The organism is Segniliparus rugosus ATCC BAA-974, from assembly GCF_000185725.2.
In the GTDB taxonomy this organism is placed as follows: domain Bacteria; phylum Actinomycetota; class Actinomycetes; order Mycobacteriales; family Mycobacteriaceae; genus Segniliparus; species Segniliparus rugosus.
Genome location: NZ_KI391954.1, coordinates 853,418 through 878,815, shown reverse-complemented (window position 1 = coordinate 878,815; position 25,398 = coordinate 853,418). Strand labels below are relative to the sequence as shown.

23 protein-coding genes, 1 tRNA gene and 1 pseudogene are annotated in these 25,398 nt (G+C 68.1%); 12 read left to right on the top strand and 13 right to left on the bottom strand.

The genetic code is table 11. The annotated features are described in order from the left end of the window. Window positions 1-41: 41 nt before the first annotated feature. The 5 genes from HMPREF9336_RS14030 to HMPREF9336_RS14010 are packed head-to-tail and all read right to left on the bottom strand — an operon-like array spanning window position 42 to window position 5,861. Window positions 42-716: a Fic family protein gene (locus HMPREF9336_RS14030; protein ID WP_007468131.1), complete on the bottom strand. Its 675-nt coding sequence runs from the start codon at window positions 714-716 to the stop codon at window positions 42-44. Window positions 717-759: 43 nt separating this feature from the next. Then, window positions 760-2,406, bottom strand: coding sequence for an ABC transporter ATP-binding protein (locus tag HMPREF9336_RS14025; protein ID WP_007468129.1), 1,647 nt, complete (start codon window positions 2,404-2,406; stop codon window positions 760-762). After that, window positions 2,403-3,317, bottom strand: coding sequence for an ABC transporter permease (locus tag HMPREF9336_RS14020; RefSeq protein ID WP_007468126.1), 915 nt, complete (start codon window positions 3,315-3,317; stop codon window positions 2,403-2,405). Before HMPREF9336_RS14020 ends, HMPREF9336_RS14025 begins: the two co-directional genes overlap by 4 nt. Beyond that, complete coding sequence (locus HMPREF9336_RS14015; protein WP_007468124.1) at window positions 3,314-4,243, bottom strand: ABC transporter permease; 930 nt, start codon at window positions 4,241-4,243, stop codon at window positions 3,314-3,316. The genes HMPREF9336_RS14020 and HMPREF9336_RS14015 overlap by 4 nt, the downstream gene beginning before the upstream one ends. A 4-nt stretch (window positions 4,244-4,247) precedes the next feature. Further along, the gene (locus HMPREF9336_RS14010) at window positions 4,248-5,861 is read right to left on the bottom strand and encodes a peptide ABC transporter substrate-binding protein (RefSeq protein WP_007468122.1); all 1,614 of its coding nucleotides are present in this window, start codon (window positions 5,859-5,861) and stop codon (window positions 4,248-4,250) included. Window positions 5,862-6,018: 157 nt separating this feature from the next. Between HMPREF9336_RS14010 and acs the strand changes: the two genes are divergently transcribed. The 3 genes from acs to HMPREF9336_RS13995 all read left to right on the top strand — a co-directional run bounded on the left by acs (window position 6,019) and on the right by HMPREF9336_RS13995 (window position 9,496). Continuing rightward, a complete protein-coding gene (gene acs, locus HMPREF9336_RS14005) occupies window positions 6,019-7,974 on the top strand; it encodes an acetate--CoA ligase (RefSeq protein ID WP_021030729.1) in 1,956 nt (651 codons plus the stop codon). Window positions 7,975-8,044: 70 nt separating this feature from the next. Then, window positions 8,045-8,515 carry a phage holin family protein gene (locus HMPREF9336_RS14000; RefSeq protein WP_007468116.1) on the top strand — a complete coding sequence of 157 codons (471 nt, stop codon included), beginning with the start codon at window positions 8,045-8,047 and terminating at the stop codon, window positions 8,513-8,515. A 9-nt stretch (window positions 8,516-8,524) separates the two neighbouring features. Continuing rightward, window positions 8,525-9,496 carry an alpha/beta fold hydrolase gene (locus HMPREF9336_RS13995; RefSeq protein ID WP_007468114.1) on the top strand — a complete coding sequence of 324 codons (972 nt, stop codon included), beginning with the start codon at window positions 8,525-8,527 and terminating at the stop codon, window positions 9,494-9,496. On the opposite strand, the gene HMPREF9336_RS13990 is transcribed toward HMPREF9336_RS13995, so the two are convergent. Then, window positions 9,444-10,154, bottom strand: a complete 711-nt coding sequence (locus HMPREF9336_RS13990) for an NUDIX hydrolase (protein WP_021030728.1) — start codon at window positions 10,152-10,154, stop codon at window positions 9,444-9,446. The two genes, HMPREF9336_RS13995 and HMPREF9336_RS13990, sit on opposite strands and share 53 nt — an antisense overlap. Continuing rightward, window positions 10,154-10,894: an endonuclease III gene (gene nth, locus HMPREF9336_RS13985; protein ID WP_021030727.1), complete on the bottom strand. Its 741-nt coding sequence runs from the start codon at window positions 10,892-10,894 to the stop codon at window positions 10,154-10,156. Before nth ends, HMPREF9336_RS13990 begins: the two co-directional genes overlap by 1 nt. Before the next feature lie 98 nt (window positions 10,895-10,992). On the opposite strand from nth, the gene HMPREF9336_RS13980 reads away from it, so the two are divergent. Together HMPREF9336_RS13980 and HMPREF9336_RS13975 are read left to right on the top strand one after the other, a co-directional pair. Next, entirely contained in the window at window positions 10,993-11,244 is a 252-nt protein-coding gene (locus HMPREF9336_RS13980) for a hypothetical protein (RefSeq protein ID WP_007468109.1), read from the top strand. Window positions 11,245-11,438: 194 nt separating this feature from the next. Next, window positions 11,439-12,113 (top strand): Crp/Fnr family transcriptional regulator, encoded by a 675-nt coding sequence (locus HMPREF9336_RS13975; RefSeq protein WP_007468107.1) that lies wholly within the window; start codon window positions 11,439-11,441, stop codon window positions 12,111-12,113. A 126-nt stretch (window positions 12,114-12,239) separates the two neighbouring features. Here the strand turns inward: HMPREF9336_RS13975 and HMPREF9336_RS13970 are convergent, their stop codons facing one another. Genes HMPREF9336_RS13970 through sp36 form a run of 3 tightly spaced genes read right to left on the bottom strand, consistent with a single transcriptional unit; the run spans window position 12,240 to window position 13,790 of the window. Further along, entirely contained in the window at window positions 12,240-13,115 is an 876-nt protein-coding gene (locus tag HMPREF9336_RS13970) for an MBL fold metallo-hydrolase (protein ID WP_007468106.1), read from the bottom strand. 19 nt (window positions 13,116-13,134) lie between these two features. Further along, the gene (locus tag HMPREF9336_RS13965; protein WP_007468104.1) at window positions 13,135-13,611 is read right to left on the bottom strand and encodes a RidA family protein; all 477 of its coding nucleotides are present in this window, start codon (window positions 13,609-13,611) and stop codon (window positions 13,135-13,137) included. Further along, window positions 13,608-13,790, bottom strand: coding sequence for a Sp36 family protein (gene sp36, locus HMPREF9336_RS18545; RefSeq protein ID WP_007468102.1), 183 nt, complete (start codon window positions 13,788-13,790; stop codon window positions 13,608-13,610). The genes HMPREF9336_RS13965 and sp36 overlap by 4 nt, the downstream gene beginning before the upstream one ends. A 27-nt stretch (window positions 13,791-13,817) precedes the next feature. Between sp36 and bagA the strand changes: the two genes are divergently transcribed. From bagA to HMPREF9336_RS13945, 4 genes are all read left to right on the top strand, one after another. Then, window positions 13,818-14,894, top strand: a complete 1,077-nt coding sequence (gene bagA / locus HMPREF9336_RS13960) for an ATPase BagA (RefSeq protein WP_021030726.1) — start codon at window positions 13,818-13,820, stop codon at window positions 14,892-14,894. A 79-nt stretch (window positions 14,895-14,973) separates the two neighbouring features. Next, window positions 14,974-16,092, top strand: a complete 1,119-nt coding sequence (gene bagB / locus HMPREF9336_RS13955) for an ArsA family ATPase (protein WP_021030725.1) — start codon at window positions 14,974-14,976, stop codon at window positions 16,090-16,092. 78 nt (window positions 16,093-16,170) lie between these two features. Continuing rightward, window positions 16,171-18,654, top strand: a complete 2,484-nt coding sequence (locus tag HMPREF9336_RS13950; protein ID WP_021030724.1) for a penicillin-binding protein — start codon at window positions 16,171-16,173, stop codon at window positions 18,652-18,654. A 294-nt stretch (window positions 18,655-18,948) separates the two neighbouring features. Further along, window positions 18,949-19,941, top strand: coding sequence for a metallophosphoesterase (locus HMPREF9336_RS13945; protein ID WP_007468092.1), 993 nt, complete (start codon window positions 18,949-18,951; stop codon window positions 19,939-19,941). Window positions 19,942-20,038: 97 nt separating this feature from the next. Here HMPREF9336_RS13945 and HMPREF9336_RS13940 read toward each other — a convergent pair whose 3' ends face one another. Continuing rightward, window positions 20,039-20,938: a metal-dependent hydrolase gene (locus tag HMPREF9336_RS13940; protein WP_425277269.1), complete on the bottom strand. Its 900-nt coding sequence runs from the start codon at window positions 20,936-20,938 to the stop codon at window positions 20,039-20,041. 251 nt (window positions 20,939-21,189) lie between these two features. Between HMPREF9336_RS13940 and HMPREF9336_RS13935 the strand changes: the two genes are divergently transcribed. The 3 genes and pseudogenes from HMPREF9336_RS13935 to HMPREF9336_RS19355 all read left to right on the top strand — a co-directional run bounded on the left by HMPREF9336_RS13935 (window position 21,190) and on the right by HMPREF9336_RS19355 (window position 24,034). Continuing rightward, window positions 21,190-21,263, top strand: a tRNA-Pro gene (locus tag HMPREF9336_RS13935). 216 nt (window positions 21,264-21,479) lie between these two features. Continuing rightward, window positions 21,480-21,902 (top strand): hypothetical protein, encoded by a 423-nt coding sequence (locus tag HMPREF9336_RS13930; protein ID WP_007468086.1) that lies wholly within the window; start codon window positions 21,480-21,482, stop codon window positions 21,900-21,902. Between the two features lie 81 nt (window positions 21,903-21,983). Further along, a pseudogene (locus HMPREF9336_RS19355) lies at window positions 21,984-24,034 on the top strand (AAA family ATPase). A gap of 236 nt (window positions 24,035-24,270) precedes the next feature. Here HMPREF9336_RS19355 and HMPREF9336_RS13915 read toward each other — a convergent pair. Together HMPREF9336_RS13915 and HMPREF9336_RS13910 are read right to left on the bottom strand one after the other, a co-directional pair. Further along, window positions 24,271-24,711: a hypothetical protein gene (locus tag HMPREF9336_RS13915; protein WP_007468080.1), complete on the bottom strand. Its 441-nt coding sequence runs from the start codon at window positions 24,709-24,711 to the stop codon at window positions 24,271-24,273. Window positions 24,712-24,912: 201 nt separating this feature from the next. After that, a complete protein-coding gene (locus HMPREF9336_RS13910) occupies window positions 24,913-25,314 on the bottom strand; it encodes a hypothetical protein (protein WP_007468077.1) in 402 nt (133 codons plus the stop codon). Window positions 25,315-25,398: the final 84 nt, after the last annotated feature.

The window sequence follows — 25,398 nt, the reverse complement described above, 5'->3', positions numbered from 1 at the left end:
GCTGTCGACGGGATGTCAGATGCTTCGTCCCCTGCTCGGCGCTACTGCTCCGCAGGTGCGACCAACGCTTGCAAAGCGTAGAGGATCCACGCGCGCACACCGTCCTCGGCCGCCGCCGCATAGCCTTCTAGACGCTGCCGGTACGCGCGGCCCGAGCGCAGCCAATAGGACTCCGGCAAAGCGAGGTCCCGAGGGTCGGACGCGGTCGCGGCGAGCGTCAGCCTGCTCGCCGCCCTGGCGACGAGCCCGTCCGCCGTGCCGAACGGGCGCAACGCCAGGATCTCGCCGTGCGCGATCGCGGCCAGCACCGGGGCCGGGGCCTTGGTCCCGCCCGAGACGAGTTCTGCGAGGGCCGAGAGCCGCGCGCCGAGCGCCGCGTCGGCCCGAGGCCTGCCCAGCCGCTCGGCGGGGATGTCGAGATCCGCGGCGGCGAGCGTGTGCAGCCGCGCGAGCACCTGCAGCGGCGCGCGCCGCCACGTCTCGCGCAACCGTCCGAGTTCTTCGGCGACCCGGACCGCGCCCGCGAGGAGCGGATCGGGATCGTCCTCCTCCCGCTCGCGCAGGGAAGCCCCTTCGAGCAAGGCCGAGCAGCGCGCCGCCCGACGGGATGTCTCGGTCGCCGCCTTCTCCCAGCCGCGCAAATGTTTGCGGGTCAGATCCGCGAGGGCGTTTTGCGCCGCCGAGGCCGTTTCCGCCACGTCCGGCAGCGCGAGCACGCCTTCGAGGGGTCGCCTGTGGCCGTTGTGTTTTTGGACAGCATCAAGAGATGAGAGTACGGCCAGGGATCGCGGCCAACAGGCGCTGGGTGTACTCCTCGCGCGGGTTGGCGAAAATTTCCGCCACCGAAGCCCGCTCCACAGCCTTGCCTTGGCGCATCACCAACGCCTCGTCGGCGATCTGACGGACCACCGCGAGATCGTGGGTGATGAACAGGTACGAGAGCCCGCGTTCGGCTTGCAGGCTCTGCAAGAGCTCGAGGATCTGCGCCTGCACCAGCACGTCGAGCGCCGAGACCGCCTCGTCGCAGACCACAAGCTCGGGCTGGAGCACCATCGCCCGCGCGATGGCGACGCGCTGGCGCTGTCCGCCGGAGAGCTCGTTGGGGAATCGGCGGAGCATCGACCTCGGCAGGCGCACCGCGTCGAACGCCTCGGCCACGAGCCGCTGTCGGGTCCGCTTGTCGCCGACCCTGTGGGTGGTCAACGGCTCCGCCACCGCCGCTCCGACCGTGTGCATCGGATCGAGCGAGCCGTAGGGGTCCTGGAAGACCACTTGCATCCGCCTGCGCAGCGCGAGTTGTTCGGCCCGGTCGCGCACGAGGACGTCCCCGCCGTCGAACCGGACCTCTCCCCCGGTCGGAGCCTCAAGCCCGAGCGCCATCCGGCCCAGGGTGGACTTCCCGGAGCCGGACTCGCCCACCACTGCGAGGGTCTGCGCCCGGCGCACGACGAAGCTCACCCCGTCGACCGCGGTGAACGGGGTCTTCTGCCACGGCAGCCGTCCGGGGAGCTGGTACACCTTGCGCAGGTCTTTCGCGTCCAACAGCACCGGCTCCGCGTCCGGGGCCGAGGTCGCGAGCGCTCGCGAATCGGGAGCGCCGGCAGAAACGGCCTGGACCAGCCGGTTCGCGCTGAGCCCTGGAGCGGCTGCCAGCAGCGCCCTGGTGTAGCTGTGCCCCGGCTCGGCGAGCACCGCCGAGGACGGGCCCGACTCCACCACACGGCCCTTGCGCATGACCACGATCCCGCTCGCCCGCTCGGCGGCGAGGCCCAGGTCGTGGGTGATGAGCAGCACGGCGGCTCCGAGCTTCTCCTGCAGCTCGGCGATCAGGTCGAGGATCCGCCTCGCGACGGTCACGTCCAGCGCCGAAGTCGGCTCGTCCGCCACGATGAGCTTGGGCTCGCAGGAGAGCGCCATGGCGATCAGCACGCGCTGGCGCATGCCCCCGGAGAGCTCGTGCTGGTACTGCTTGGCGCGGCGGGCGGGGTCGGGGACCCCGACCTCGTCGAGCAGCTCCACCACCCGCTCGCGAGCCGCTTTGCCCCTCGCGAAGCCGTGCGCGCGCATCGTCTCGGCGATCTGGAAGCCGACCGGCCAGGCCGGGTTCAGGTTGGACATCGGGTCCTGCGGGATATAGCCGATGCCCCGGCCCCGCACCGAGCGCAGCTCCCGATCGGAGAGCCCAAGGAGTTCGCGGCCCTCGAACACGATGCTGCCGCCGAGGACGCTCCCGCCTTTGGGCAGAAGGCCGAGCGCAGCCGTCGCGGTGGTCGACTTCCCCGAGCCGGACTCGCCGACGATCGCGAGCGTCTCCCCCGCCCGCACCGAGAGGTCGACGCCGTGGGTCACCTGCGTGCTGCCGTACGCGACGGAGAGGCCCGACACCTGCAGCAAGGGCTCGCTCATCGCCGCCTCGCCTTCGGGTCGAGCGCGTCCCGCAGCGCGTCGCCGAGCAGGATGAACGCGAGCACGGTCACGCCGAGGGCCGCCGCCGGGTAGAACATGACCGGAGAGCCTTCGAGCAGGCGGCCTTGGCTGGTGTTGATGTCCCCGCCCCAGGAGACCACCGAGGGCGGCAGGCCGATCCCGAGGTAGGACAGGGTGGCTTCGGCGACGATGAAAACGCCCAGCGTGATCGTCGTGGTCACGATCACCGGGGCCAGCACGTTCGGGACGATATGGCGCAGCACGGTCCGGGGATGCGTCACCCCCAGCGCCCGTGCGGCGGTGACGAAGTCTCGGGAGCGGATCTCGACTGTGGCCCCTCGGGCGATCCGGGCGATCTGCGGCCAGCCGAAAGCGGTCAGAATCACCACGACCGTCCAGACATTGCGCTCGGGCATCAGCTTGAGCAGCACCACAGCCGCCAAAATCAGCGGGATGCCCGCGAAGATTTCGATCGCCCTGGAGATCAGCGAGTCCACCAGCCCGCCCGCGTAGCCCGCGATCACGCCGGCGACGCTGCCGATCAGGAACACCCCGATCGCGGTGCCGACTCCGACCGCGACCGAAGCCCCCGCGCCGTGCACCGTCCGCGAGAACACGTCGCAGCCCTGCAGGTCGAACCCGAAAGGATGCCCCGGTCCCGGCGGGGCTTGGCTCTGTCCCAAATCGCAATCCCTCGGGTCGGAGCCGGTGAACAGGCCGGGGGCGAGCGCGACGAGGAAGACGAGGACGAGCGCCGCGAGCGCGATCCAGAACTTCGCGCTGCGCCGCAGCCCCGACCACGCCTCGGCGAAGAAGCCGACCGGACGTTGCTCGGCCTGCCCCGTTTCCTCTGCGGCGCTCGGATCCTCCGGCGCGACGTAGTGGGTCATGCGCTCCTCCGGATCCGGGGGTCGAGGAGGGCGTACAGCAGGTCGACCGCGAGGTTCGCGAACAGATACACCACGATGAGCACCGTCACCAGCGAGACCACGGTGCTGGACTCGCCTCGCACGACGGACTGGAAGAGCGTGTTGCCGACCCCGTCGATGTTGAAAATCCCCTCGGTCACCGTGGCCCCGCCCATGAGCGCCCCGATGTCCGCTCCGACGAACGTCACCACGGGGATGAGCGAGTTGCGCAACACGTGGACGACGACGAGCCGGCTCGGGCGCAGGCCCTTCGCCGTCGCCGTGCGCACGTAATCGGCTCCCACGGTCTCCGCGACCGCATTGCGGGTCAGGCGCACCACATAGGCCAACGAGACGAGGCCGAGGACCGTCCCCGGCAGCAGCAGCCTCCCCCAGCTCGCGTTCGGGCCGACCGTGACCGGGACCAGCCCCCACTGCACGCCGAGCACGAACTGCGCGACCAGGCCGAGGACGAAGATCGGCACAGCGATGACCACGAGGCTCGCCGCCAGGATCGTGGAGTCCAGCCATCCCCCCTTGCGCAGCCCGGAGACCACGCCGAGCGCCACGCCGCCGACCAGCTCGACCAGCGCGGCGATCACCGTGAGCCGGATCGTCACCGGGAACTTCTCCGCGATCACCTCCGCCACCGGCCGACCGGAGAAAGAGGTGCCGAGGTCGAAGGTGAAAATGCCCTTGAGGTAGTACAGGTACTGCACCAAGAACGGCCGGTCGAGGTGGTAGCGGGCCCGCAGCTGGTCGATGACCGGCTGCGGCAGCTGCTTGCCCCCGCCGAGCGCGGCGATCGGGTCCCCCGGCATCAGGAACACGAGCGCGTACAGCAGCAGGGTCGCGCCGAAGAAGACGGGGACGAGCTGCAAAAGCCGTTGCGCGATCACGCGAAGCACGCCGTCACCTCTTCACCATGTTCTCGAAGTCGGGCGTGGCGTTCCACGTGGACTGCGGATGGACGATCCTGGTCGAATACCCGGCGATGGTGACTTGGTCCCACAGCGGCAACGACGGGAGGTCTTCGAACAGCAGCTCCTGCGCCCGGTTCGCAAGGATCTGCGATTCTTCGAGGGTCGCCGCCGCCTCGGCTTGGCGCAAAAGCTCGTCGAACCGGGGGCTCGCGTACTTGACGTCGTTGGTCTCCGAACCGCTCAGGAAGTTCGGCTCCAAGTACTGCAGCATCGTCGGATAATCCCCCTGCCAGCCATTGCGGAACGCTCCGCCGATCGTTTTGTCGACAATCGCGGAGCGGAAATCTTTGAACGTCGGGTAGGCCTTGCCCTCGGCGCGGATGCCGAGGTTCTTGCGCAGATAATTCGCCATCGCCTCCACCCAGCGCTGATGGCCCCCGTCGGCGTTGTACCCGATGGTGAACATCCCGTCGTATTTCGAGATCGCGTCCGCCTGCGCCCAAAGCGCCCTTGCCCCGACCGGGTCGAAGGCGATGCCGTCGACTCCGGGGATGGCGGCGCTGTGCCCCGGCAGCACCGAGGCGGTGAAATCGGTCGACGGCTGCACGGTGCCCCGGAAGATGACCTTCGCGATCTGTGCCCGGTCGACGGCCTTGGCGATCGCGCGGCGGCGCAGTTTGCCCTCCTCCCCGGAGAAATGCGGCAGGTACTCCGGAATGGCGAGCTTCTCGGAGTACGCCGTCGGCCGCTGGATCGTCCGGCCGCCCAGATCCCGCTCGTAGACGCCGAGGACGTCGTTGGGCAGGAGGTAGTCGAAGTCCAAGTTGTTCGCGACAAGGTCCGCGTACCCCGCGGTCGGGTTGCTGTAGTAGACGAGGGAGAGCCCCTTGTTCTTCGGCGGGCGCACGCCGCGGTAGGACGGGTTCGGGACCAGGTCGAGCTTCACGTTGTGCTGCCATGCGCCGGGGCCCGCGAATTGATACGGCCCGTTGCCAATCGGATGCTCCCCGAACGCCGCGATGTCCCGGAAAGCGGATTTCGGCAGCGGATAGAACGGCGCCCAGGCGAGCATCACCTGGAAGTCGATCGTGGGCCGCACCAGGTCGACTTCGAGCGTGCGGTCGTCGATCACCCGCAAACCCCGCATGCTGGTCGCGGTCGGCGGATTGGCCGCGAGCTCCTCGTAGCCCTCGATCGGCTCGTAGGCGATGTTCTGCAATTGCGCGTTCGTGGAGAGCGCCCCGTAGTTCCAGGCGTCGGCGAAGCTCTGCGCGGTCACCGGATCGCCGTTGGAGAAAGTCCACCCAGGTTTGAGCACGATGCGGTAATGCCGCCGGTCGGTGGTTTCGACCGACTCCGCCACCTCGTTGTGGGCGTTGCCGTCAGCGTCGAGGGCAACCAGCCCGGCGAACAGCCGGTCCACCACCCAGCCGCCGCCGATCTCGTTCGTGTTCGACGGGATGAGCGGGTTCTGCGGCTCCACGCCGAGGGAAGTGATGAAAGAATCCGGCGTCGCCGCCCCGCGCTGCGCGCAGCCGCCCGTCAGCCCCGCAAGCGCCGCGAACGCCGCCGCCAGCGCCGCGAGCCTCTTCGCTCCGCTCAACCCGACATTCTCCTCATCCAAATCCCAACCGCGCCGCGCGCCGTCCCAAGTGTGATAACGCTAACGGACAACGGCTCCGACCGCCACTCGAAACCGAACCTGGGATTCGCCACCTCCGGCATAGCCCACGTCACATCCCTGGTCTAGTCTCAAAGTCGTGACGCAGCAAGACTTCGACGTGTACGCCCCCAGCCCGGAGTTCGCCGCGAACGCCACCGCAGGACCAGAGCTGTACGAGCAGGCCGACGAAGACCGGCTCTCGTTCTGGGCCGAGCAGGCCGCGCGGCTCGACTGGTCGGTCCCCTTCGAGCAAGTCCTCGACTGGTCCGAGGCCCCGTTCGCGAAATGGTTCGTCGGCGGCAAGCTCAACGTCGCGGCGAACTGCCTCGACCGGCACGTCGCGGCAGGGCTCGGCGGCAAAGTCGCGCTGCACTGGGTCGGCGAGACCGGCGAGCGCCGCGATGTCACCTACGCCGAGCTCACCGCGCTGACGAGCCAGGCGGCGAACCTTTTCGCCTCCCTCGGCCTCAAAGCCGGGGACCGGGCCGCGATCTACCTGCCGATGATCCCAGAGGCCATCGCGGCGATCCTCGCCTGCGCGCGCCTCGGCGTCACCCATACGGTCGTCTTCGCCGGGTTCTCCGCCGCCGCCCTCAAAGCGAGGATCGAGGACTCGCGGGCCAAGCTTGTCGTCACCGCCGACGGCCAGTACCGGCGCGGCGCTCCCGCGCCGCTGAAGGCGGCGGTGGACGAGGCGCTCGCGGCGCTGGACGCGGACCAGGCCGAGGGCAAAGGCGCGAACCCCGTGGAGCACGTGCTCGTCGTGCGGCGCACCGGAGCCGAGGTCGCGTGGCACCGTCGAGACCTCTGGTGGGACCAGACGGTGCCGCAGCAGCCGACGGCGCACGAGGCGGAGGCGTTCGACTCGGAGCACCCCTTGTTCTTGCTCTACACCTCCGGCACCACCGGCAAGCCGAAGGGCATTCTGCACGCCTCCGGCGGCTACCTCGTCCAGACCGCATACACGCACCACCACGTCTTCGACCACAAGCCAGAGACGGACGTCTACTGGTGCACCGCGGACATCGGCTGGGTGACCGGACACAGCTACATCGTCTACGGGCCGCTCGCGAACGCGGCCACGCAGGTGCTGTACGAGGGCACCCCGAACTACCCGAACGAGCATCGGCACTTCGAAGTGATCGAGGAGCTGGGCGTCACGATCTACTACACCGCGCCGACGCTCATCCGCACCTTCATGAAATGGGGGCCGGAGATCCCCAAGGCGCACGACCTCAGCTCGCTGCGCCTGCTCGGCAGCGTCGGCGAGCCGATCAACCCCGAGGCGTGGCGCTGGTACCGCGAGCACCTCGGCGGCGGGAAGGCTCCGATCGTGGACACCTGGTGGCAGACCGAGACCGGCGCGATCATGATCTCGCCGCTGCCGGGGGTCACCGCGACCAAGCCGGGCTCCGCGATGGCTCCCCTGCCAGGGATCAGCGCGAAGGTCGTCGACGAGCGGGGCGAGCCCATCGCGCCCGGCTCCAACGGCTACTTGGTGCTCGACCAGCCCTGGCCCGCGATGCTCCGCGGCATCTGGGGGGATCCGGAGCGGTTCCAGGAGACGTACTGGTCCCAGTACAAGCAGCACCGCTGGTACTTCGCGGGCGACGGAGCCCGGTTGGACGAGGACGGCGCGCTGTGGGTGCTGGGCCGGGTGGACGACGTCATGAACGTCTCCGGGCACCGGATCTCCACCGCCGAGGTGGAGTCGGCGCTCGTCGGCCACGGCCACGTCGCCGAAGCCGCGGTCATCGGAGCCGCCGACGAGACGACCGGCCAAGCGGTCGTGGCCTTCGTGATCCTGCAGCACGAAGCCCCGCCCGTTGGCGAGGAGCTGATCGCCGAGCTCAAGGGCCAGGTCGCCACAGAGATCTCGCCCATCGCCAAACCGAGGAACATCTACGTCGTCCCCGAGCTGCCCAAGACCCGGAGCGGGAAGATCATGAGACGGCTCCTGCGCGATTTGGCCGAACACCGCTCCCTCGGCGACGTCTCCACGCTCGTGGACCCCGGCGTCTTCGAGACCATCAAGAACATCGTCCAAGCATGAGACCCGCCTCTCGTTTCACGAATGAAGGCAGCGGATGGCAAGATAAGGGTTCCGCGAAGAAAGGAACGACGTGAGCTCCCGCGAAACCGGCCCCTCCATCCCCCTGACCGACCTCACCGCCGCGAACGGCGGCGCTGGTTCGGAAGCCAGCGTCGGCGACTTGGTGCGCGAGGCGACTGTTCACGTCTCCACCCTGGTCCGGTCCGAAATCGCCCTCGCGAAATCGGAACTGATCCAGGACGGCAAGAAAGCGGCCGTCTCCGCCGCGTTCATCATCACCGCGCTGGTCATCCTGCTGTACAGCAGCTTCTTTTTCTTCTTCTTCCTCGGCCAGCTGCTCATGGAGTGGCTGCCGGGCTGGGCCGCGTTCGGCATCGTCTTCCTGCTCATGGTCGCCGTCGCCGTCGGCATCGGCGTGGCGGGCTATCTCGTCGTCCGCAGGATTTCCCCGCCCCGCCGGACCATCAAGTCGGTGAAGGACCTGAAGACCCTCATCCCGCAGCGGCCGCAGGACGAAGCCGCCGAGGCCACCACGGTCTAGGGCCCGCCCATGCGCCCCGCCCAGGCGGCCTCTGCGCCTGACCCGTCGGCCGTCCGCCTGCCCGGCCCGTGGACGCACCAAGACGTGCACGCCAACGGCTTGCGGTTCCACACCGTCGAGCCCGTCGCGTCCGCAGCCGACCACGGGCGCGAGCTGGTGCTCCTGCTGCACGGGTTCGCGGAGTTCTGGTGGGCGTGGCGCCATCAGCTCGCGCCGCTCGCGCAAGCGGGCCTGCGCCCGGTCGCGCTCGACCTGCGCGGGTACGGGGACAGCGACAAGCCGCCCCGAGGGTACGACGCGACGACGCTCGCGTCGGACGTCGCCGGCCTTATCCGCTCGCTCGGGCACCGCTCCGCCGTGCTCGTCGGGCACGCCGAGGGCGGGTTGATCAGCTGGGCCACCGCCGCGATGCATCCCGAGCAAGTGCGCGGGATCGCCGTCGTCTCCGCGCCGCACCCGGTCGAAGTCCGGCGCGCCATGCTCACCGACCTCGAACAGATCGCGGCCGCGCTCCCCTCGCTGCTTGGCCATCAAATCCCCCGCCTCCCCGAGCGCGCACTGCGCCAAGACGACGGCGAGGGCGCGGCGCGGCTGCTGCGGGAGCGCTCAGGGCCGAGCTGGCGGCGCACCGCCGACTTCGCCGAGACCGAACGCCTCGTTCGCATGGCGGTGCAGATCCCCAAATGCGCGCATCTCGCGCTCGAATACCAGCGTTGGGCGTTCCGCAGCCAATTCCGCCCCGACGGGCGGCGGTTCTTGCGGCAGATGCGCTGCCCGCTGCCGATCCCCGGCCTCCTTTTACGCGGCGGCCATGACCCCTACGTGCTGCAACGTCCCATGCAGAACAGCCTGCGCTGGCTGCGCGTCGCGGATTCCGCGACCATCCCGGAGGCGGGGCACTACGCGCATCAGGAGAACCCCTCGGCCGTCACGGAACAGGTTCTGGCGTTCCTGGCCCGTCAGGCTCTCGCTGCAAGATAGCCGACACGTCGACCACCCGTCGGCGATCCCATGGCCGCTCCCAGCCCGCTCCGGCCAGGACCGCGGAGAGCAGCCCTCCGGTGAAGCCCCACACGAACATGTCCTCGAGGTCGAACGCGGGGCCCTTGAAGATCGGACCTCGCTTGCCCATGATCCGGTTCCTCGGGTCGGTCAGCTCGCCGACCCGGACCGCCCGCACCAGGTCCGTCTCCTCCGGGTTCACCGGACGGACCGGCGAAGGGCGCTCCCAGAACGCCAGCACCGGCGTCACGTCGAAACCGGACGGCGGCACGAACAGCGGGTCGAGCACGGCGAACGGGCGCACCCCGTCGAGGTCGACCCCGGTCTCCTCTTCCGCCTCGCGCAGCGCCGCGGCCAAAGGGCCCTCGTCCGTCGGATCGATCGCCCCGCCGGGGAACGCCACCTGGCCCGCGTGCGCCCGCATCCGCGACGCGCGGCGGGTCAGCAGGACCGTCGCGTCCTCCTCGGCAGACCCCGCGATCAAGACCAGCACCGCCGCTTGGCGCACTGCGCGCATCTTCTTGAGCTGGGCCACCCACCGGCGGTTGCGCAGCTCTTTGTTGAGCTCGGGGACGCGTTCGGCGAGCGGGCGCAGCCACGCCGGCAGATCCTGGGAGGAGACGAGCGGGCCGGTCATCACATGGCTCCTTGCAGAAACGACTTCGAGTACGAGGTTTTGACCAACCGTTCCGCGAGGACGCGCTCGGTCGGCCCGATCCCGTAGCTCGGGCAATCACGGGCGAGCGGGCACGCGCCGCAGGCGGGGCGCTGGGAATGGCAGACGCTCCGCCCGAACCAGATCACCCGGTGCGAGAGCGCCGTCCAGTCTTTGCGCTCGATCAACGCGCCGACCGCGAATTCGATTTTCACCGGGTCGGTCTCCTCGGTCCATTTCCACCGGCCGACGAGCCTGCCGAAATGCGTGTCCACCGTCAGCCCTGGAACGCCGAACGCGTTCCCCAAGACCACGTTCGCGGTCTTGCGGCCCACCCCCGGCAGCGTGACCAACTCGCGCAACGTGCCAGGCACCTCGCCGCCGAAGCGGTCGCAGAGCGCCGCGCCGATGCCGATCAGGTTCGCGGCCTTGGCCCGGAACAGCCCGATAGTCCGGATCAGCTCCTCCACATCGGCCTGCTTGGCCTCGGCGTAGTCCTTCGCCGTCCGGTATCGCGCGAACAACGCAGGGGTGACCATGTTGACCCGCACGTCGGTGGTCTGCGCGGACAGCACGGTGGCGACCAGAAGCTCCAGCGGAGACTTGAAATCGAGCTCGCAATGCGCGTCGGGGAAAAGCACGGCGAGCTCGCGCGACATGCGTCGGGCGCGCCGGACCAGGCCGAGCGGGGCTCGAGTCTTCGTTGGGGAGGCGGCGGGCATTCCACCCAGCCTAGAGCACAACCCCCTCGAACAATCCGAGACCGAGCGTAGGAGAGATTCGTTGCCGCGTTGAGACCTGCGTCTAGTTGACTACCGGCATGCAAGGCCTCCTGGTGGTGTTAGCGCCCGTCATGTTGATGCTCTTCGCCCTCGCGATGCAACGGCTCGAAGCGCGTCTGGGCAAATCCAACCCGTCCAACCCGCGCGAAGACCAAGTCGAAGAATTTCTGCTGAACGCGAACTCGGAGGAGATCGGCGCGCTCGTCGAGGCGGGCCTGCCCGAAGCCCTGGACATCTTCGACGTGCGCCGGGAGAAGGTCAAGGCCGCGAGCGCCGTTTCCGAAGCCTGAGCAGAGCGCGGGTCCGCTCGCGCGCTCTTAGACACGAGCTTCGAACTTCACCTCGTTCTGCGAGGAGTTGCTTCACTTGAGGCAACTGATATGGTAGAACACTTGCGAAGGGTTACCGCCCTCACCTCATCCTGCCCACACAGCCTAAGGGCGGGATTCTCGAATTTATATAGATTGTGAAGGAAGGCGCGCAGATGGATGAGGTCCTCGCCCGAGCAGGTATTTTTCAGGGTGTCGACCCCGCAGCGGTCGCCGCGCTGACCAAAGAGCTCGTGCCGGCCGAGTTCCCCCGCGGACATGTGATCTTCCACGAGGGGGAACCGGGCGACAACCTGTACATCATCGTCGCAGGCAAGGTCAAGATCGGCAGGCAGAAGGGCGACGGCAGGGAGAACCTGATCACCATCATGGGCCCCTCCGACATGTTCGGCGAGCTCTCCGTGTTCGACCCTGGCCCGCGCACCTCGAAGGCCACTGCGGTGACCGACGTCCGCGCCGTGACCCTGGACCGCGAAGCGCTGCGCAGCTGGATCACCCAGCGCCCGGAGATCGCGGAGCAGCTGCTGCGCGTGGTGGCCCGTCGGCTCCGCCGGACCAACAACACGCTGGCCGACCTCATCTTCACCGATGTGCCCGGCCGGGTCGCCAAGGCGCTGCTGCAGCTCGCGCAGCGGTTCGGCACGCAAGAGGGCGAAGCGCTCCGAGTCACCCACGACCTCACCCAAGAGGAGATCGCCCAGCTGGTCGGCGCTTCCCGCGAGACCGTGAACAAAGCGCTGGCCGACTTCGCCCACCGGGGCTGGCTGAAGCTGGAGGGCAAGTCGGTGTTGATCAGCGACTCCGAGCGTCTGGCCCGCCGCGCCCGCTGAAGTCGGCCCGCCTCGGCGGCGGGCCTCTCACGCGACGCGCCGCGCCCTGCTCCCCTGCGAGCGCGAGGCTCGCTCGTCATCCCGCCGCCGTGCCGCCCGTCCGCCCGGACATCGATTGGGCGGGGGTCAGCTCCGCAGGTACCTCAACTGCACCCGTGTCGAGCTGAGCGCTGCGGGCAGCAGTTTCGCGTCCACGTCTTGGTACACCTCACGGGTCACCTGCCACGCGCTCGCCTTCGAGCCGAGTTTGGCGAGGGCGGCGCGCACCTGGTCAAGGCGTTCTTCGCGATGCCGCAGACCCGTCGCCGCCGCGGCGGCGACGTCGGACAGCTCCGGGCCGTGGCCGGGCAGGCCGGTTATCCCCTCTCCCACCGACATCAGCGTTCGCATCGATCGCAGATAGTCGCCGAGGTCGCCGCTGCGCCGGTCGAGGATCGTGGAGCCTCGACCGAGGATCGTGTCCCCGGTGAGCACGGCCTCCACCCCGCCGTCCCGCCCGTGCAGCAAGAACGAAGTCGAATCCGACGTGTGGCCGGGAGTCGCGACGGCGGTCACCCGCAGTCCGGCGAACTCCAGCGTCTGGCCGTCGCCGAGCGCGCCGATCCGGAGAGAGGAGCCGAACCGGGGCATCCCCAGCCGGAACGCAGGCGACTGGGATTTGGCAGCCATGCTTGGATTCATCGCGAGCGCAACAGTGCTGCGGCCGGAGGCTGCGAGCCGCCGCCGGAGCGCGGGCAGCGCCCGGACATGGTCGAAATGATGATGCGTCAACAGCACAGCGGCGATCTCGCCGAGGGCGAGGATCCCCTCGACATGGGCGGCTTCCGCAGGGCCGGGGTCGACCACCACGCACTCCTGCGACCCTGGAGCCCGGAGCACCCATGTGTTGGTACCCTCCAAGGTCATCGCCGAAGGGTTGCGCGCCAACAGGACCGAGGCCTGCTCGGTCACCGGGCGCACCGCCCCGTACGCGGGATGAGCCAATGCTTCCTGCTCAGCCATGACGACTGCCCCGAGGACTTCAGGAGGCCGGCTGCACCAGGACGGTCAGCTCCACCTCGACGGGTGCGTTCAGCGGCAACGCCGCAACCCCCACCGCGGAGCGGGCGTGCGCCCCTGCTTCGCCGAAGACCTGCCCGAAGAGCTCGGAAGCCCCGTTGATGACGCCGGGCTGCCCGCCGAAGTCCGGGGCCGAGGCCACGAAACCGGTCACTTTGACCACGCGCACGACATTGTCGATCCCGACGAGATCGTGCACGGCCGCCAGCGCGTTGAGCGCGCTGAATTGCGCCAAAGCCTTCGCCTGTTCCGGGTCCACGAGGTCAGGGCCGACACCGACGATCCCGGTCCGGGGCAGCTTGCCGTCCACATAGGGCAACTGTCCGGAGGTGTGGACCAGATCCCCCACGCGCAGCGCGGGCACATACGCCCCCGCAGGCTTGGCGACAGGGGGCAGCGTGATCCCGAGCTCGGCGAGCCGGGCGGACCAATTGCTCATTTCTTCCTCTTCAGGTAGGCGATGTGGCTCTCCCCCGTGGGGCCGGGCAGGACCGTCACCAATTCCCAGCCGTCCGATCCCCACTGGTCCAAAATCTGTTTGGTCGCGTGTGTGATCAGCGGCACGGTGACGTACTCCCAGGCGGGGTTTGCGTCTTGTTGAGGGGACACGGAAGACACTGTAGCCCTTTCGCTTATTGTGGTCAGATGCGGACCTCACAGCGCACTGAGGCGGTGGCCGTGTCAGAACCTGTCCCACAACTCTGGCCGAGCCGAGCCGCCCGCGCCAAATTGCATTTCGTCTCGGGCAAAGGCGGAGTCGGCAAGAGCACGCTCTCCGCCGCCCTCGCCCTCGCCCTCGCATCCGCCGGACGGCGGGTCCTGCTCGTCGAAGTGGAAGGCAGGCAGTCGATCGCCCATCTCTTCGACGTGCCGCCGCTGCCGTACGCGGAGACCAAAGTCGCGAGCGCGGCGAACGGCGGCGAAGTCTGGGCGCTGGCGATCGACGTGGAGTCGGCGATCCTCGAATACTTCGAGATGTTCTACAACCTCGGCTTCGCGGCCAAGGCGATGCGCGCGGTCGGCGCGGTCGACTTCATCACCACCGTCGCCCCCGGCCTGGACGACGTCGTGCTGACCGGCAAGATCTACGAGATCGTCACCCGGACCCAGAACGCCGTCAAGCGCAGCGCGCTGGGCAAGCCGCCGAAATCCGGCACGGCCTGCTACGACGCCATCGTCGTCGACGCCCCGCCGACCGGCAGGGTCAACAGCTTCCTCGGAGCCGCAGCGGCGCTGAAAGAGATCGCGAAGGGCGGCCCGGTCTACCGCCACGCCGAGAACGTCGCGGCAGTGCTGCGCTCGGCGGACACCGTGGTGCACCTCGCGACCATCCTGGAGGCGCTGCCGGTCCAGGAGACGGTCGAGGCGGTCGGCGTGATCAAGAAGCTCGGCGTCGACCTCGGCGCGACGCTCGTGAACCGCTCGCCCCAGCAATACTTGACCCAGGACCAGCTCGACGCGGCGGCGCGGGGCACGGTGGACGCGGGCTCGCTGCGCAAAGGCTTCGCCGCGATCGGACTCGACCTCGCGGACGAGGACTTCGCGGGCTTGATCACCGAGACGATCGACCACGCCGTGACCCAAGCGCGCCAGCAAGAGCAGGCCGCCGTCTTGGCGGGGCTGGAGCTTCCCCAGCTCCCCCTGCCGATGCTCCCCGAGGGCGTGGACCTCGGCGCGCTCTACGAGCTCGCCGAACGGCTGACCCAGATGGGGGTGCGATGAGCGCGACGAGACACTGGAGGAGCCTCCCGCTCGCGGGGGAGGAACGCGACCAGACAAGCGGCCAACGAGAGGCGGCACAGTGACCACGACAGCTCCGCCGAGGGTGCTCCTTGAGGACCCGACGACCAAAGTCCTGGTGTGCTGCGGCTCGGGCGGGGTCGGCAAGACCACCACGTCGGCCGCTATCGCCCTGCGCGCCGCCGAGTTCGGCAGAAAAGTCGTCGTGCTCACCATCGACCCGGCCAAGCGGCTCGCCCAGGCCCTCGGCGTCGCGGACCTGGACAACACCCCCAGACGGGTGCCCCTCCCCGGCTCGGTCGCCGGCGAGCTGCACGCCCTGATGCTCGACATGCGCCAGACCTTCGACGACATGGTGGTCGCGAACGCGTCCGAGGAGCGCGCGCAGGCGATTCTCTCCAACCCCGTCTACCAGACGATGGTCACCTCGTTCTCCGGGACGCAGGAGTACATGGCGATGGAGAAGCTCTCCCAGCTGCTCGGCGACGGGCGGTGGGATCTGATCGTGGTCGACACGCCGCCGTCGCGGACCGCGCTGGACTTCCTCGACGCCCCGAAACGGATGGGGTCCTTCCTCGACGGCAGGCTGATCCGGCTGCTCACCAAACAGGGCCGGGGCGTCGGGCGCGTGGTGAGCGGCGTCTTCGGCGTGGCGATGCGCGGCATCTCCATGGTGATCGGCAGTCAGACCCTGCACGACGTGTCCGCGTTCGTGCAGTCCATCGACACCGTCTTCGGCGGCTTCCGCGAACGCGCCGAGCGCACGTACCGGCTGCTCTCCCGGCCCGGAACCGCCTTCATCGTGGTCACCACCGCGGAATCCGACTCGCTCAGGGAGGCCGCGTTCTTCGCCGACCGGCTCACCGCCGAACGGCTCCCGCTGTCCTGCCTCCTGGTCAACCGGACCCATCCGGCGATCTCGACGCTGTCCGCCGCGCGGAGCCTCCAAGCCGTCGACCAGTTCGACGAGGATCCGGCAGAGCCGGGCGAGCAATTGGCCAAGGCGGTCCTGCAAACGCACCTCGAGCGGTTGGCGATCGGCTCCACCGAGCTGCGCCACCTGCGGACGTTCACGCACAGCCATCCCGGCGTCCGCATCATCGGCGTGCCCGCCCTGCCCTTCGGCGCGAACGACCTCGAAGGTTTGCGCGCCTTGGCGGAACAGATCACCGCGTCCTGACCGCCGAGCCGCAGGAACGGCCTGCGGCGCCCCGCGCTTTGCTCAATCGTCAGGCCGAACCGTTACACTGGCGAGACTATGACCGCACCAACGTCGTCGTCGCAGTCGGGCTCCGTGGGGAACATCCTCATGCGCCTGCTGTGCTACACCGTGCTCGCAGGCGTGCTCATCGCCGGGATCTGTTTCCCCCTCATCGGCGGCGGCGCGCTCGCCGCGGGAGGCGTGGCGACCTCGATCGAGAAATTCGCTGGCGACCTGCTCGTCGGCAACGTCCCAGGGGTCACCACCATCCTCGACAACCGGGGCCAGCCGCTCGCCTACGTGTACGAGCAGTACCGGATCGTGGTGCCGAGCGACAAGATCTCCCCCGATATGAAACTGGCGTTGGTGTCGGTTGAGGACAAGCGCTTCAACTCCCACGACGGCGTGGACTGGCGCGGCACGATGCGCGCCGCGCTGACGAACAACAGCGCTGGCGAGGTCCGCCAAGGAGCCTCCACCATCGACCAGCAGTACATCAAGAACTACCAGCTCCTCGTCCTCGCCAAGAACGAGGAGCAGCGCCGGGCTGCCACCGAGGTCACGCCCACCCGCAAGCTCCGCGAGATCCGGGCCGCGCTCAGCCTCGAGCGCGCGCTCACCACGCAGTACCAGGACAAAGACCACCTCGACGAGGACACCGCCCGCGAGAAGGCGAAGGACGAAATCCTCACCCGCTACCTCAACCTCGTCCCGTTCGGCAACGAGGCCTACGGGATCGAGGCCGCCTCGCGGACGTACTTCGGCATCTCGGCCAACGAGCTGAACGTGGCCCAGTCCGCGATGCTCGCCGGCATGGTCCAGTCCAGCTCGTTGCTCAACCCCTACACGAACCCGGACGGGGTGACCGAGCGGCGCAACACCGTCCTGGACACCCTGATCAAGAACGTGCCCGCGCGGGCGGCCGAGTTCCGGGCCGCGCAGCAAGAGCCCCTCGGCGTGCTGCCCGAGCCGCAGCACCTGCCGCACGGCTGCATCGAGGCGAACCCGAACAACGTCGGGTTCTTCTGCGCCTACGTGGTGCAGTACCTGCAAGAGAGCGGGTTGAGCGAGGAGCAGATCGAACGGGACAATCTGGTGGTCAAGACCACGCTCGACCCCGACGTGCAGGCTTCGGTGCAGAAAGCCGTCAACTCGGTCGTGGACGCGAAGAGCGGCAACATCGCGGGCGTGGAGAGCATCATCGCCCCCAGCCAGCTCAACCACAAAGTGCTCGCCATGGCCTCGAGCCGCGTGTACGGCCTCGACACCGACAACCATCAGACCGTGCAGCCCGAGCCCTTCTCGATGGTCGGCGACGGCGCGGGGTCCGTGTTCAAGATCTTCACGGTGGCGGCGGCCATGGAGAAGGGGCTCGGCACCAGCGCCATCCTCGACGTTCCCGCCTTCTACCAGGTCAAGGGCATGGGCGACAGCAAGCGGCCCGGCTGCCCCGCCACGTACTACTGCGTGAAGAACGCGGGCGGCTACCGAGGCTCCATGTCGATCACCGACGCCCTCGCCACCTCGCCGAACACCGCGTTCGTGAAGCTGCTCTCCCAAGTCGGGGTCCCGCCCGCCGTGGACATGGCGATCCGGCTGGGCATGCGCTCCTACGCGGAGCCCGGCACCTCCGGCCACGGCGACATGAGCCTCGCGGACATGTTCAAGAAGGAGAACCTCGGCTCGTTCACGCTTGGCCCCACCGCCATCAACCCGCTGGAGCTCTCGAACGTCGCGGCCACGCTGGCCTCCCACGGCCGCTGGTGCCCGCCGACCCCCATCGAAGAGGTCCGCGACCGGAACGGCAAGAAAGTGGAGCTGCACGAGGCCCCGTGCAAGCAGGCGGTCGCCCCCGGGCTGGCCGACACGTTGGCGAACGCGCTGAGCAAGGACGACGTCTCGCCCGGCACCTCGGCGGTCCCCGCCGCGAACGCGGGCTGGCACCTGCCGGTGTCCGCCAAGACCGGCACCACCGAGACGCACCGCTCCTCGGCGTTCCTCGCGTTCACGAACCATTACGCCGGAGCCGCGCTCGCCTACGGCGACACCAAGACCCCGGGCGAGATCTGCGTCGGCGCGACGCTCTACAACTGCGGCGACGGCAACCTCTATGGCGCGAACGTCGCGCCCATGTGGTACAAGGCGATGGCTCCGATCGCGGAGAAGTTCGGCCCGATCACCATGCCCGACCCTGACCCCTTCTACACGCAAGGCTCTCCGAAGAGCCATATCCCGAACGTCATCGGGATGCAACAGGACGACGCCGAGAAGCAGCTGAAGGACCTGGACTTCCCGACAACCGTCGTCACGGACTACCGTTGGGAGCCCAAAGGCACCGTCATCAGCCAGACCCCCTCCGGCGGCGGAGGGAGCGTCGTGCCCGGCCTCCCCATCACCATCCACGTCAGCGACGGCAACGCCCCGGTGCCGCCGCCACCGCCACCGCCGGAGGAGGAGAACCCCGACTTCGGTGGCCTGGGCGACTTCGGCACCCATGACAGCGAGCAGGACAACCAGAACGAGGACGACGGCCCGCCTTGAAGGCCTGGAACCCGACCGGGATTCCCCCGTCGGCCCCGTGACTCCAACAACTTCGGAGGGAACTAAGAGTGAAGCCCTGCCCGCGCGGGAGCAATCTCCTCGCGGGCACGGCCGTTCTCTGCGCCGCGCCCTTCCTCGGCTCTGCGCCGAACTCGCAGCCGAAGGACCAGCAGCCCCCCTCCGCCGTCGTCATAGACCGCCGTTGAAGACGAAGGCGCCGTCATCAGCCAAACGCCGGCTGCGGATCAGGCCCCTGGCGGCGAGTCCGGATGCCCGGCCCAGAATCGGAGTAAAATGCCGACAATGAGCACGAGTGTCGTCCGATTCCCGTTCCAAACGGCCAAGACCGGGGTGAAAGCCGCTGCGGCGGCCGCCATGCTCGGGCTCGGCTACGCATCTTTGGTCGAGCGGGTCGCGTTCTGCCTGCGCGAAGTGACCATCCCGGTGCTCTCCCCCGGCTCCCGGCCGTTGCGGGTGTTGCACATCTCCGATCTGCATATGACCCCAGGACAGCGGTTGAAACAGCAATGGCTTCGCGAACTCGACGCGCTGGAGCCGGATTTCGTCGTGGACACCGGCGACAATCTCGCGCACGCTCGCGCCGTGCCCGCCGTGATCCAAAGCCTCGGCGGGCTGCTCGACCGGCCGGGGGCCTTCGTCTTCGGCAGCAACGACTACTTCGGCCCGACTCCGAAGAACCCCGCCCGCTACCTGCGCAAAAACCAGACCAAACGCTCGCACGGCGATCCGCTGCCCTGGCAGGATCTGCGCGCGGCCTTCCAAGAGCGCGGCTGGGTCGACGCGACCCACACCTTCCACGAGCTCGGCGTCGGCGGCGTGCGCATCGCCGTCGCGGGCGTGGACGACCCCCATTTGCACCGAGACCGCTACGAAGCGATCAGCTCTGCCCCAGGTCCGCACGTCGGGCTTCGCCTCGGCCTCACTCATTCGCCGGAGCCGCGTGTGCTCGACCGCTTCGCGGCGGACGGCTACGACTTAGTGCTCGCGGGGCACACCCACGGCGGGCAACTGCGCCTGCCCGGCTACGGCGCGATCGTGACCAACTGCGGCATCGACCGCGCGCGGGCCCGAGGAGCCTCGCACTGGGGGCAGCGCACCCGCCTGCACGTCTCCGCAGGCCTGGGCACCTCCCCCTACGCCCCAGTGCGGTTCTGCTGCCGTCCGGAAGCCACTCTGCTCACCTTGGTCGCGCGGCCGTCCGGAGGCGAACCCCCGATCCGAAGCTCGGATCTGCCCGTCGGCATCGCCCAACCCGTGGGCGACTGACGGATCCCGCTCGGCACGACGACCTGGTCTCCCATATAACTGAGCGCGCCCCGGACCGCATGCGGTCCGGGGCGCGCTCAGTTATCGGAGTCGGCCGTTACTTCAGATGGTCGAGCAGGCGGCCGTTCTCGCCGAAAAGCTCGGCGTGCCACCTGTTGAGCAAAGCCGTCGTGTCGCGGTGGTCCGGATGGAAATTCCACTTCGTGTACTCCAGAACATCCTTGAAGAAGCCCTTCAAGAAGGGCAGGCGGAGCAACTTCACCAGATCCTTGACGACGCGGATCGGGTGTCGACGCGCGTACGAGTCCGTCAGCAAGATCGAACTCAAGGTGGCGACCACCGGGATCGCGGACCCAGTGGCGAGGACGAACCAGGTGCCAACCACGCGGAGCCACTCGGGGCCGCCCGCGGCGCGGTAGACGTCGATCGCGACAGACTTGTGCTCCAGCTCCTCGTAAACGTGCCAGTTGAACAAGTTCTTGACCTCTGGGTCGGTCAGCATCGCTTGGACCTCCTCGTATCCGAGGACCCGTTCCGCCGCGATCGCGGTGAGATGCTCGCTAGCCGCGGTGATGATGAGCATGAAGTAGCGGAGAGTCTTGAACCGGTCCATCCCGTAGAACTCGTCCAGAGCGCCCTCGTTCGCCTTCAGGAAGCCGAAACCGACGTTCATGAGCCTGTTGCGGTACCCGAGCTCGTTCAGCTTCTCATTGAGGATCTCGTGCTGCTGGCTGTGCACCGTCTCCTGGCCGACGAAGCCCGCGACGCGCTTTTTGAGGTCGGCGTCGTTGATGCCCTGGGAAAAACGACGGACCGAGCGGATGAAAAAGTCCTCGCCGCCCGGGAAGGCGAACGACAAAAACGCGACCATATGGCTCAAAACGATATTGTCGGCGGCGAAATACCGGTTCATCGGCTCCGGCTTGCCGAAGGGAAAGCTGATCCGACGGACCTTCGGGTAAACCTTGGCCGCTCGCGTCGGTGTCGTCATGCTCATGATCTCCATCTTTTCCGTAGTGGCATCGGCCGCCCGCCTGCGCGCACACCCAATGAAACCCGCCACATTATCCTGATACTTGCAGTATCACTCATACTACCGAATGTTACGGCGCTGTTTCAAGGCCCCCCGCCGCCCGATAAGCGCCGCCCGAGAGCGCCCGCTGCGGCGCGCCAATCTGACGGACATCCCACGGAGAACCGGTTTTTGGCCCTGCGGCCAGGATGGGGGTAATATCAACTGGCTTGCCACGGGGTGTGGCGCAGCTTGGTAGCGCGCTTCGTTCGGGACGAAGAGGCCGTGGGTTCGAATCCCGCCACCCCGACACTGTTGGTTGAGACAGTAAAGAGGCCCCGGCCGGTGGAGACACCGGCCGGGCCTCTTTGTTTTCAATGTCCCGCCAAACTCGCAGCGATGCTCCGGTAGGCAATGGGTAGGCAGGCGTTTTAGCCGAAGGCGCTCCGGGCGGCCCTCGCAGCCTTGTCGAGCGCTTCCGCAACGGCCTCCAGGTCGTCGGGGAACAGGTCGGCGTAGGTGTCTAATGTCGTACCTCCCCGACTTCCGTCTCACGCTCAAGAAGCCGACTTGGTTCGAGGTCAAGCCCGAGAGCGAGGCTGGACACGAGGACCCACGCTGGGAGCATGTCGCCGAGGCCACCGACATGAGGTTCGTCGTCGCGTACGGCATGCCTCGGGCCGAGGACCCGATCGGCACCTGGAGGTTCGACGATCCCTGCGAGGGCGGACACCCCAAGCTGATCTCCCCGTCGTGGGACATTCATTACGCCTTCTGCGTGTGCCCGACCTGCGGCGAGGTGGGGATCGAGTACGAGGGGCGCGGCGCTCGGGTCTGCGGCCACGACACCCCAGACCACAAGGGCTACTCCTATAGCCATTCGCGCCTGCTCGACGCGTACCAGGCCGCGCGCTCGGCGCGGTTCGAGCACGGGGCTTCGGGCTCCTAAAACGAACCAGTGGCCCCGGCTCAGCCGGGGCCACTGTGACAGCCATCTTCCGCAAACTCTGTCAATGTAAGGATACCTGACATGGGCGACATCCCTCTGACTACGTCTGCAATCCACAACACGGCCCTTGACCCCATGGCCGCGCTTCGCCCGATCTGGGGCGACCAGATCGGCTACGTCTTCCTCCCTGTGATCCGCAGAGGAACGGAAAAATGGACGGAAGGCCGCGCTTTCGAGTGGCCTGCGGAGGCGGAGGCCGTGTGCCAGCACGTCGAACAGCATATGGAAGCACGCGACAACCTCTACTTCACACCGGGGGTCTTCGCCTTGCCAGCTCGTAAGAGAGGACACCTGGCCAGTAGGTCCAGGCTTTGGGCTGATCTCGACGAGGCGGACCCCCGGCTGGCCGAGGCCGCTTTGCGGCCCACCGTGGCCTGGGAGACCTCGCCTGGCCGGTACGCCGGGGTGTGGCTGCTCGACAGCGACGTGAAGAGCACGGCGGATCTGATCGCCGAGGGCGGCCTCAACCAGCGGCTAAGCTACCGCCTCGGCGCTGACAAGTCGGGTTGGGACGAAACGCAGGTATTGCGCGTGCCAGGCTCGTGGAACGCGAAGAGGAAGAAGTTCCCCGAGCCCGTGCCCGGCCGGATCCTCTGGACGAATGGGCCGACTCCGGCCCCGGCCGAGCTGGCCCGGATTCTCCCCGCCCCGGCGGAACCCCGAGTCGGGCGATACGCCCGGACGAACTCCACACGGACGGCCGCGAGAGGCGCTCTGCCCAACGATCTGGCCGAGCTCATCGCAGCGCCGCCCGCTGATGTCGAGGGGCGAGACAGGTCGGAGGTCCTGTGGAGCATCGAGTGCCGACTCGCCGAACGGGGCTTCTCCCCAGAAGAGATCGTCGAAACAGTCGAGAGATCGGTCTGGAACAAGTTCGCGGGCCGCCCCGAGGCGTTGCTCCGCGACGCGCGGAAAGCCTGCGAGAGCGTCGCTCGGCAGGGGTCCGAGGGCTCGACGGCGGACGGCTTCGCCGCGGCCGACTGGGGCGCGGGCGGGGCCGACGAGACCGGCCAGACCGCGATCTTCACCTCGGACGACCCGGTGGAGAAACTGCTGGAGCAGCTCGTCTACTCGGAGGATCTCGATGAACTGCCGGACCCGGAGCCGCTGATCGAAGGGGTTCTGGACCTGGACTCCGAGGCATGGATGATCGGGGTGTCCGGCCATTTCAAGTCGTTCGTGGCGCTCGACATGGCGATGCACGTCGCGAGCGGCAAATTGTGGCGAGGGAGGAGACCCCCCACGGCAGGGTCCTCTACATCGCCGCCGAGGGGATGAACGGGATCAAGCGGCGCAAGAGGGCTTGGGAGAAAGTCTATGGAGCCGAGCCCGACCTCAGGGCGCTGGCATTCCTCCCCATGCCCGTGCAGGCGGGGCGCTGGGCGGACTGGGACGTGCTCGTGAAGGCCGCTACGCGCCTGCGCCCCGCGCTCGTGGTGATCGACACCCAGGCCCGTGTGACTGCGGGACTGGACGAGAACTCCGCGAAGGACATGGGGATGTACGTCGATGCGGTGCGCAAGCTCAGGACGCACACCGAGGCGTGCGTGCTCACCATCCACCACGTCGGGCGCAACGGCGGCGACGCGCGCGGCTCCTCCGTGCTCGACGGGGCGCAGGACACCGAGATCCGGGTGGAGAAGGACAAGAAGGGCCCGGGCGGCAAGTTGCGGGTGAAGATCACGTTGGACAAGCAGAAGGACGGCACGGACGGGGATATCGGGATCGCGGCCACATTGCGGCGTGTGGACCTCGGCGCGAACCAGTACGGCAAGCCGGTGACCTCGCTCGCGCTGGAGCCGCACGACCCGTTCGCCCAGCCGGAGCCAGCCGTGCCCGACCACATCGCGAACCTCTCGGAGAATCAAGGGCTGGTCTACGAGGTGCTCCGCGAGTTCGCGAACCACGAGAACGGTGCGACGGTCGTGGAGATCCAGGGTTGGTTGCTGGAGTCGCCCCGTGTCAAGAAAGCCCGCGGGTCGATCAGCTCGGCCCTCACCGCGCTCGTCGAAAAGGACAAGGTCGTCCGGCTCGGCAAGACCCGGTTCGTGCTCAAGGAGCACACGTGCTGAGCACAGCCGTGGAGCGCCGGAATCCGCCGGAACTGTTTCCGGCGGATTCCGGCGAGTTCTCAAGGATCGACACGATCCGCCGGAATTGCCGGAACTTCGCCGGGCCTCTGACCAGGCATGCCGGAAACCCGCCGGAAGCGCCGGAACACAACCGCGCATCTGCCGGAAAAACGCGCCGGAAACCCCCCTTTAGGGGTTCCGGCGTTCCGGCGAAGCCGACGAAGAATGATTCGAAGTCACCCCCGCCAGGGGCCGAGGTCGGACCACGGCCCGACTTCGTTCTCCACCCAGTCGAGGAGGATCACCGCGAAGAGCGCTCCCCTGTGGTTGTGGTCGAGCGCTTCGCCCAAGTCTGCCCCGCCTAAAAGGCGCTCTCCGATGGTTTCGCGCTCGGCCTCTATCCTCAAGAACGCATCGCTGCCGAACTGTTCTCCCGCCTTCCGGACGGCGTGGCGCAAGTCCGAGGCGAGGACTTCTCCACCCTCGGCGAACCGCCGCAAGACATGGGTGGCATGCCACCCATCCGGGAGCGCCTCTGTCTTGGCGAGCTCCCTCGCCGCACGACGGACGAACGCCGAGGAGACCCACGGGCGCGCGTCGTCCGTCCACGAAAGGACAGCATTTTCCCATTCGTTATCGCTGATCTCGAATCCCGCGTCCGCCTGGACGGTCCTCATGGTCGCTCCTCAGTTTTCTCGTAGATACTCACGCGCAACGCTACAGCGCACCGCCGACAAGCGGACCCAGGCTGATCTCGTCCCTACCCTCGCAGGTCCGACCTCCTGCCGATCCGGGCGGGGCGCCTCCGGTGCGGCCCCCGAAGGGGGCCAGCAGTCGCGGGCGACCGCCCCGCCCGGATCGGCAGGACCCCTTTATAGTCAGTCCTCCTTCCGCGCCCCCCTCGTGGTCGGCCCCATTGGTAGCCTTCGCACCGCCGCGTCCTTCCTGCGCCGACTGACCAGCTGATGGTGTAGCCCGACCAGTTTGCCGATGGCGTGGTTGTTGAGCCCCTTCGCAAAGGCGGCTTCGATGACCTCTTCTCTGAGCCCGTCCGCGGAGGACGATAGCTTTCCCGCCAGCTCCAACGCCTCGCGAATCCCTTCATCGCGAGTGCGTGCGCGTACGCGGAAGAACAGCTCGCGGTCTCGCTCCAAATCTCCCGTGCCGAGATCGCCGGTCTCGACGAGCCGCAACACGGCCCGCAAATCTGCGGCGATCAGCATCAGCTCGCCGATGCGCGCTCCGATGTCCTCGCGGTCGGGGCCGCTTGCGTCTTCCATCACCGAGACCCTATCCGACGCGCATCGGGGTCGATCAAAAGGCCAGCATTACCAAGCTTCTGATCAATTACTAAGATTATTCTA

Bases quoted from the DNA above. Each gene is read 5' to 3' on its own strand.
- HMPREF9336_RS14025 (WP_007468129.1), bottom strand. From the start codon at position 2,406: ATGAGCGAGCCCTTGCTGCAGGTGTCGGGCCTCTCCGTCGCGTACGGC.
- HMPREF9336_RS14020 (WP_007468126.1), bottom strand. From the start codon at position 3,317: ATGACCCACTACGTCGCGCCGGAGGATCCGAGCGCCGCAGAGGAAACG.
- HMPREF9336_RS13995 (WP_007468114.1), top strand. From the start codon at position 8,525: ATGCGCCCCGCCCAGGCGGCCTCTGCGCCTGACCCGTCGGCCGTCCGC.
- HMPREF9336_RS13990 (WP_021030728.1), bottom strand. From the start codon at position 10,154: ATGACCGGCCCGCTCGTCTCCTCCCAGGATCTGCCGGCGTGGCTGCGC.
- nth (WP_021030727.1), bottom strand. From the start codon at position 10,894: ATGCCCGCCGCCTCCCCAACGAAGACTCGAGCCCCGCTCGGCCTGGTC.
- HMPREF9336_RS13980 (WP_007468109.1), top strand. From the start codon at position 10,993: ATGCAAGGCCTCCTGGTGGTGTTAGCGCCCGTCATGTTGATGCTCTTC.
- HMPREF9336_RS13975 (WP_007468107.1), top strand. From the start codon at position 11,439: ATGGATGAGGTCCTCGCCCGAGCAGGTATTTTTCAGGGTGTCGACCCC.
- HMPREF9336_RS13970 (WP_007468106.1), bottom strand. From the start codon at position 13,115: ATGGCTGAGCAGGAAGCATTGGCTCATCCCGCGTACGGGGCGGTGCGC.
- HMPREF9336_RS13965 (WP_007468104.1), bottom strand. From the start codon at position 13,611: ATGAGCAATTGGTCCGCCCGGCTCGCCGAGCTCGGGATCACGCTGCCC.
- bagA (WP_021030726.1), top strand. From the start codon at position 13,818: ATGCGGACCTCACAGCGCACTGAGGCGGTGGCCGTGTCAGAACCTGTC.
- HMPREF9336_RS13950 (WP_021030724.1), top strand. From the start codon at position 16,171: ATGACCGCACCAACGTCGTCGTCGCAGTCGGGCTCCGTGGGGAACATC.
- HMPREF9336_RS13945 (WP_007468092.1), top strand. From the start codon at position 18,949: ATGCCGACAATGAGCACGAGTGTCGTCCGATTCCCGTTCCAAACGGCC.
- HMPREF9336_RS13940 (WP_425277269.1), bottom strand. From the start codon at position 20,938: ATGAGCATGACGACACCGACGCGAGCGGCCAAGGTTTACCCGAAGGTC.
- HMPREF9336_RS13930 (WP_007468086.1), top strand. From the start codon at position 21,480: ATGTCGTACCTCCCCGACTTCCGTCTCACGCTCAAGAAGCCGACTTGG.
- HMPREF9336_RS13915 (WP_007468080.1), bottom strand. From the start codon at position 24,711: ATGAGGACCGTCCAGGCGGACGCGGGATTCGAGATCAGCGATAACGAA.
- HMPREF9336_RS13910 (WP_007468077.1), bottom strand. From the start codon at position 25,314: ATGGAAGACGCAAGCGGCCCCGACCGCGAGGACATCGGAGCGCGCATC.